The sequence below is a fragment of the Synechococcus sp. R8-2 genome, from assembly GCF_047461715.1.
In the GTDB taxonomy this organism is placed as follows: Bacteria; Cyanobacteriota; Cyanobacteriia; order Thermostichales; family Thermostichaceae; genus Thermostichus.
The window spans coordinates 1-7,125 of sequence record NZ_JANSHQ010000483.1 but is presented as its reverse complement, the minus strand read 5'-3'; the positions used below and the strand labels follow the sequence as shown (position 1 = coordinate 7,125).

Annotated in this window: 5 protein-coding genes, 1 tRNA gene and 1 pseudogene; 5 read left to right on the top strand and 2 right to left on the bottom strand. The window is 58.4% G+C overall.

The window, feature by feature from the left end; all coding sequences use genetic code 11:
• Nucleotides 1–273 precede the first annotated feature (273 nt).
• Nucleotides 274–347 (bottom strand) — tRNA-Pro (locus NW819_RS11345).
• Nucleotides 348–637: 290 nt separating this feature from the next.
• Here NW819_RS11345 and rpsB point away from each other — a divergent pair.
• From rpsB to NW819_RS11320, 5 genes and pseudogenes are all read left to right on the top strand, one after another.
• Complete coding sequence (gene rpsB / locus NW819_RS11340) at nt 638–1,432, top strand: 30S ribosomal protein S2 (RefSeq protein WP_414328871.1); 795 nt, start codon at nt 638–640, stop codon at nt 1,430–1,432.
• Nucleotides 1,433–1,591: 159 nt separating this feature from the next.
• Nucleotides 1,592–2,236: pseudogene (gene tsf, locus NW819_RS11335) on the top strand (translation elongation factor Ts); the annotation flags it as partial.
• A 354-nt stretch (nt 2,237–2,590) separates the two neighbouring features.
• Entirely contained in the window at nt 2,591–4,006 is a 1,416-nt protein-coding gene (locus tag NW819_RS11330) for an amidohydrolase (RefSeq protein ID WP_414413803.1), read from the top strand.
• A gap of 56 nt (nt 4,007–4,062) precedes the next feature.
• A complete protein-coding gene (gene queG / locus NW819_RS11325) occupies nt 4,063–5,010 on the top strand; it encodes a tRNA epoxyqueuosine(34) reductase QueG (protein WP_414413804.1) in 948 nt (315 codons plus the stop codon).
• 26 nt (nt 5,011–5,036) lie between these two features.
• Nucleotides 5,037–5,228 (top strand): hypothetical protein, encoded by a 192-nt coding sequence (locus NW819_RS11320; RefSeq protein ID WP_414380595.1) that lies wholly within the window; start codon nt 5,037–5,039, stop codon nt 5,226–5,228.
• Nucleotides 5,229–5,433: 205 nt separating this feature from the next.
• Here the strand turns inward: NW819_RS11320 and dnaN are convergent, their stop codons facing one another.
• Nucleotides 5,434–6,810 carry a DNA polymerase III subunit beta gene (dnaN, locus tag NW819_RS11315; protein WP_414413802.1) on the bottom strand — a complete coding sequence of 459 codons (1,377 nt, stop codon included), beginning with the start codon at nt 6,808–6,810 and terminating at the stop codon, nt 5,434–5,436.
• Between the last annotated feature and the right edge of the window lie 315 nt (nt 6,811–7,125).

Sequence of the window (7,125 nt, the reverse complement as noted above, 5' to 3'; positions counted from 1 at the left end):
ACCACAGGGATCCCCCCCTTATTGCCTGGATCCTGGGCCGTGATTAAGCGCTCCAGATCCGTCGAAACCCCATGTTGTTCAAGGTCGGCTCCGCATCGGGATCCAGCACCGTAAAACCGGGATCCCATATTGTCCGGCCAAGCTTGTGACCTGATTCTTAAGGCTGCCGATCAACGGAGCCAATGGCAAGGGATTGACAGCGGAGCCAAAGTACCTCAAAGTTTCCGGCATAGTGGGCTTTTCCGGCTCAAGCCCTCCCCTGATTACTCAGTATCGGAGCGGCGGGATTTGAACCCACGACCCCCACTACCCCAAAGTGGTGCGCTACCAAGCTGCGCTACGCCCCGACGCACTTACGGGTAGAAGCCCATGAAGTGCCTAGCTAGTCTAGCATCGGATCGCGGCCAGAGTTAACCCCAAGCTGCGGGATCCCGTGGAAAACATGCTAGCTTAGTTAAGCCGTTAAGAAATCGCACGCCTGAACCACCGGGTGTCCTTACAGCCCTTTCGCGGTTTGCTGCAACAGCTCCTGAGTTCCTTGCCAATGGGGGTAGAGCGCTCTGTGCAGGTAACCGGCGGGAAGGCCGTAACTGGGATCCGTTCGGGCGGAGGCTAACCCGTAGGAGAGGAAAAACTCATGAGCGTAGTCAGTTTGCCTCAACTGTTGGAGGCAGGGGTTCACTTCGGCCACAAGGCCAGCCGCTGGAACCCGAAAATGCGGCCCTACATCTTTACCGAGCGGAACGGCATCCACATTATCGATTTGGTGCAGACGGCCCGCTATCTGAACGAAGCCTACGAGTATGTGCGGGATGCTGCTGACAGGGGTTGGCGCTTCCTGTTTGTGGGCACCAAACGGCAAGCTGCCGGGATCATCGCTCAAGAGGCTCGTCGCTGTGGCAGCTACTATGTCAACCAGCGCTGGTTGGGGGGCATGCTCACCAACTGGGCCACCATCAAAACCCGCATCGACCGCCTCAAAGAAATTGAGGAGATGGAGAGCAGTGGTCTTCTGGATCGCCTGCCCAAACAAGAGGCCAGCCGTCTGCGGCGAGAGTTGGCCAGGCTGGAAAAGTACTTAGGCGGCATTAAAACCATGCGCAAGCTCCCCGATGCGGTGATCATCGTCGATCAGCGGCGGGAGGCCAACGCCGTTCAGGAATGTATCAAGCTGAACATCCCGATCATCTCACTGCTGGACACCAACTGCGACCCCGATCTCAGCGATATCTTTATCCCCTCTAACGACGATGCCATTCGAGCGATTAAGCTGATTGTAGGCAAGTTGGCGGATGCCATCTACGAAGGGCGGCATGGGCAGCTCGACACCGTTGAGGAGGATGAGTACGACTACGAAGGGGCGATGGATCTGGACGACGACATGCTGGAGGATATGGAGGACGAAGAAGAAGGAGAAGCCGAGGAAGGCTAGAGCAAGGGCAGGGATCCCGTGCAATCCGGGCACTTCCCTGCCTGTTCCCTATCCAAAGGCGTGTATTCTTGAAATCTAGGTTTACAATTCTACCGAAGCCCGCTCATTCTCACTCATATCCCGCCACATTCTTCCCGTTCTTTCATTCGAGGAGCCCTCATGAGCATTGATGCCAAACTGGTCAAAGAGCTGCGCGAAAAGACGGGCGCAGGCATGATGGACTGCAAAAAAGCCCTGGAAGATTCCGGTGGCGATATGGAGAAAGCCATCACCTGGCTGCGACAGAAAGGGTTGGCAGGGGCAGCCAAAAAGGCCAGTCGCGTCGCGGCAGAGGGGGCAGTTGACAGCTACATCCACTTCGGCAATCGAATTGGGGTGTTGGTGGAAGTGAACTGCGAGACGGACTTCGTGGCCCGCAACGAAGATTTCAAGAAATTGGTGCAAGACATCGCCAAGCAGATTGCCGCCTGCCAAAACGTAGAATACGTCAGCGTTGACCAGATCCCTGCTGAAGTGGTGGAGCGGGAAAAAGCCATTGAAATGGGCAAAGAAGATCTGGCCAATAAGCCGGAGAACATACGCGAGAAGATCGTGCAAGGTCGCATCGAAAAGCGCCTGAAAGAGTTATCCCTGTTGGATCAACCCTTTATTAAAGATTCCTCGATCACGGTGGAGGAATTGGTCAAGCAGCACATTGCCAAACTGGGGGAAAACATTCGGGTGCGGCGGTTTGTGCGCTTTGTCCTGGGAGAGGGGATCGAGAAAGAAGAAGTGGATTTTGCTGCTGAGGTTGCCGCTCAAGCCGGTCTCAAGCCGGCAGAGGCCCCCAAAGTGGAAGAGACTCCACCCGCTCCTCCTGAAGAACCTGCCCCAGAACCGGCCCCTGCTGCCGAGAGCAAGCCGGCCAAAAAAGGCTCCGCCAAGAAAAAGAAATAGCCGGTCAAGGCTGAGCTGTAGGGCCATGTCGGCGGTGCAGAGGCGTTGAAACTGCGTTATGGAGAGTGTGGGCACCTCTATGTCGGCAGTTCTATAACCACTACGCTTGGGTATCCCTTGGGGGAAAGGCTAGGTTATGCATGCAAATGTTCTGATCCTCCCGCCTTGGCAGGGTTAACTCCAGCACGCTAAGGTAGCAGACGGCCTTTTTGGATCCCGGGCATGAGTTTTATCTTGCGCAATGCGTTAATTCCCACCGCCACCAGCTACGAAACCGCAGATGTGCGAATCGAGGGGGAACGGATTGCTGCCATAGGCAGAGGGTTACCCGCAACGGGCGCAGACAGCCTGGAACTGGATGCCAGTAACCAACTCTTGCTGCCGGGCTTTGTCAATGCCCACACCCATTCTTCCGAAATGTGGCAACGAGGGATCATACCGCCCTATCCGCTGGAGCTGTGGCTGGCACAACTGCACGAGTATGCGCCGCCGGATCCGGAAAAAATCTATCTCAGCGCGCTGGGGACGGCGGTGGAAACCCTGCTGACGGGGGGCACCTCGGTGGTGGATCATCTGGTGTTGATCCCAGGCCAAGAGTTGGCCACCATTGAGGCGGCGGTACGGGCCTACCGAGAAGTCGGGATCCGCGCCTTCGTGGGCCCCTTGATCCAGGATCAGGCTCTCTCTCGGGGGTTGCCCAGCAGCTCCTCTTGGGATCGGGAGCCGGAAACCTATCCCCTCTCCACAGCAGAGGTGCTGGCCATTGTGGAAGAGGCGGTGCAGCGCTTTCACCGGCCAGAAGAGGGCATTACCCTCATGGTGGCTCCCACAGGGATCCAACTGTGCTCAGACGAGCTGTTCAAGGGCTGTGCGGAGTTAAGCCAGAAGTATGACCTACCCCGCCACGCTCACCTGCTGGAAACCCGTGCCCAGCAGATGCTGGCCCAGGAAAAGTACGGCTGTAGTGCTGTGGAGCATCTGGAGCGCTTGGGCTACCTAGACCGGAAAACTTCCTTGGCCCACTGCGTCTGGCTCAGCGATGCCGATATTGAAATCCTGGCCCGTACCGGCTCTACGGTTGTTCACAACCCCTTGAGCAACCTGCGCCTAGGCAGCGGCATTGCCCCCATCTTGAAATACCGCCGGGCAGGGGTGAACGTGGCCTTTGGCTGCGATGGGGCTGCCAGCAACGATTCCCAGGATCTCCTGGAGGCCATCAAAATCGGCACCATCCTTCACAACATCACGGATCCCGACTACCGCCACTGGATTTCTCCCCGCGAGAGCATCGAGATGGCAGCCCGAGGTGGGGCAATCGGCTTGGGCCTGGGGGATCAGATGGGATCCCTGGAAGTGGGCAAGCAAGCGGATCTGGTGCTGTACGATCTCACCCAACTGTCGCTGTTGCCCCGTACCGATCCCATTGGGCTGCTGGTGTTGGGTCGGCCCACCCAGGCAGTGCATAGCGTTTGGGTGCGAGGAAAACAGGTGGTGTCCGGCGGAGCCGTGACGACGGTGGATGTGGCCAAGCTGCGGCAGGATCTGTTTGCCCACAGCACCTGGGATCCCTTCCGCCGATCCCAGCAGGCAGAGCATCTGGAAGCTCGTTATCGTCGGGTGATGGGCTTGCCAAAGTAGCGTTGGATGTCCCTGTGTGGCCAGAAGAAGCAGACCGGGCCAGCATCACAGAGCAGGTGAAACGACAGGCGCTGGCGCTGGGCTTTGACAAAGTTGGCATTGCCAGCACAGAGGATCCCCCCGACTTGCGGGGCCTGCAAGCTTGGCTGGCTGCGGGCATGGCCGCCGACATGGCCTGGATGGCGGATCCTAGGCGAATGGATCCAAAGCAGGTGCTGCCGGGGGTGCAGTCGTTGGTCTGTGTGGCTTTGAATTACTACACCCCCATCCGCCACAGCCAGGATCCCGGCAAGGGCAAGATCTCCCGCTACGCCTGGGGGCGAGATTATCACCGCGTGTTGGGGCGGCGGCTCAAACAACTCCACCTCTGGATGCAAGCCCAGTTCCCAAATCATACGGGTCGATTCTACGTGGATACCGGCCCGGTGGCGGAAAAGCCCTGGGCCATGCAGGCGGGCTTGGGTTGGATCGGCAAAAACAGCCTGTTGCTCACCCGCGAGTACGGCTCCTGGATTTTTCTGGGGGTCATCCTGACCACCCTTAAGCTGGTTCCTGACCGGCCCCACACCGCTCACTGCGGCACCTGTACCCGCTGCCTAGAGGCTTGCCCCACGCAGGCCATCGTCAGCCCAGGGGTGGTGGATTCCCGCCGCTGCGTTGCCTACCACACTCTAGAAAGCCACGCCGAGCGGATCCCTGCCAAGATTGCCCAGAACCTGCACAACTGGGTGGCCGGCTGTGACATCTGCCAGGAGGTCTGCCCTTGGAACCAACGCTTTGCCCAACCCAGCCGGATCCCGGATTTTCAGCCCTACTCTTGGAATGTTGCCCCTGATCTCCAGGAGCTGGCCCGGATCGATGATCGGGAATTCGACCACAAGTTTCCGGCCTCTGCCCTGCGCCGGCTCAAGGCCCACCGCCTGCGCCGCAACGCCCAAGCAGCCCTGGAAGGCAATTCCAGCTCTGCAGCTGGCAGCAACGATTTGGAAGCCCCCTCTACTTAACTTGGATACGCTTTCCTAGCAGGATCTTGCGGCCTCGAGGCCGGCGCCAGAAAATGGTGGGGCTATTGTCTCTGGGCCAGGGACGCAAGCTAACATACATGCCCTACCCTCTTTCTGAGGCCACAGTGCTGGGCCGCCATGGTCTTGCTCTCGTGGGAGCGGTTTTGCGCAAAGGACGTGTGGACTTGGTGCAGGAGTTTACCCACCGCTTTGTTTGAGCTGGATCGACTCAAACACAGTAGCCCCACCTAAAACACGGTCATTTCAAGCTAGATTAGGACACTCCCTGAACGCTCGGCGCCGCTTCCGCGACCATCCCTGGCTCCTTTCCCTCTGGGAGAGGGGGCAATGCAAACAACTGTAGATTTGTACTGAGATGACCTTGAGAGTTTTGGACTAGAGCTGGGTGGAGCTCTCCTAAGACTAGGTAGCCCGTAGCTGCACCGGCATAACCAAATAACAGAGCCGCATTGCCCCAAGGGGCTTCCAGATGGCCGGCTGCGTGGCGCCGTTTAGCTCCAGGCTCACCTGCTGCGTATGAAACACCCTGAGGGCATCCAGCAGGTAACGCACATTGAAGGCCAGCTCCAGGTCAGGACCAGACATCTGCACTGGCAACGATTCCTCGCCACTGCCCACATCGGGCGCCTCGGTGCTGATGCGCAGGGTTTGGGTTGCGGCAGAAAGATTGAACTTGACGATGTCGTTTCTTTGGGCAGCAAGTACTCCCACCCGTTCCAGCGACTCAATCAAAGGCCGACGCTCCAGGGTTATCTGCCGCTCAAATTGCCTGGGAATCAGGCGGTTGTAGTCGGGATATTGGCCCTCCAAGAGACGGCTGGTGATCCGCTGTTGGCACTGCGTTTTGCTGGCGCGAGGAGGCAGCACAAACTGCACCTGGGATCGGTCAAACCGCAATTCCACCGTAGAGGCCGCGGTCTGGGTGCCGAGGATGCGCTCCACCTCTCGCAAAGTGCGAGCGGGAATGGTGAAATCCAACCCTATTTCCCCATGGGCCGAAGCAACCGGGATCCCTTCGGCCTCCACCTGCACCATCGCCAGACGGTGCCCATCGGTGGCTGCAAACTCCAGGCAAGGGGGATCCCCCGCCAAGAGCTTGACATGCACCCCTGTGAGCACCTGCTTGGTCTCATCTCCAGAGGCCGCAAAAAGGGTTTGGCCGATCCCTTGCAACAGGCTCTCGATGGGCAGCTCCAGGGCCTGAGCTGTTGGGCTTTCCTCCCCCACAAAATCGCCATCTGCGTCGGCGGTGCGGAGCAGTATTTCCGGTAGGGTGGGGTACTCTTCAGCCGACATGCTGCGCACTTGGTACTGGCCGGCTGCCGACATGAGAATCACAGGGGCACTCTCCTTGGCTTGGCTGCTCGCGTCAAGAGTCACTGGGCCGCTGGGCAGACGGCTGACGATGTCGCTGAGCAGCTTGGCCGGCAGGGTGGTGCGACCGGATCCCCTGACCTGAGCCTCGAACTCGCTGCGAATGCACAAGTTCAAGTCAAAGGCGGTCAAAGCAACCCGCTGAGTTTCCGCGTCGGCCTCCACCAACACATTGGCCAAAACGGGCAGGGCGGGGCGGCTGGCCACAGCCCGTCCAACGGAAGTGAGGTGGTGGCTGAGATCGGCTTGCTCGCAGGTGAAGCTGAAACCCTCCGGAGACGAGTCCACGGCCCCGTCAAGGTATCCCTCCCCACGCTGAGGAGCTGCAGTCTTGCTGCTGCGCAACACTGCCGCAAATGACTCGGCCTCGAGTTCTCGATCCACAGGACGTTGAGCTTGCACCATGGGGGGCACTTGAGGGCTGCACACGCAGATCCTACACCGACTGCCCCGGTTGGATCCCTCCCCTTGCGATCGAGTTTTGGAAAATTTGCCTCGCGCGTAGGACAGATCTGAAATTTCGATCCCTGCCTAATTTAATTTTTTGATCTAGTAGTAGTAGGGGCTGTGGAAACTGTGGAAAGTGATCGTCAACACCTTGTGCCATGAGCTTTTGAGCCTATTCCCCACCTGTGGAAAAACTGTGGATAACTTGGCCACTTTTCCACAGGGTATTTATACCTGTTAATAACTTGGGGGGTTTTTCCACAGGTTTTCCAC

Bases quoted from the DNA above. Each gene is read 5' to 3' on its own strand.
- NW819_RS11330 (WP_414413803.1), top strand. From the start codon at position 2,591: ATGAGTTTTATCTTGCGCAATGCGTTAATTCCCACCGCCACCAGCTAC.
- rpsB (WP_414328871.1), top strand. From the start codon at position 638: ATGAGCGTAGTCAGTTTGCCTCAACTGTTGGAGGCAGGGGTTCACTTC.
- dnaN (WP_414413802.1), bottom strand. From the start codon at position 6,810: ATGGTGCAAGCTCAACGTCCTGTGGATCGAGAACTCGAGGCCGAGTCA.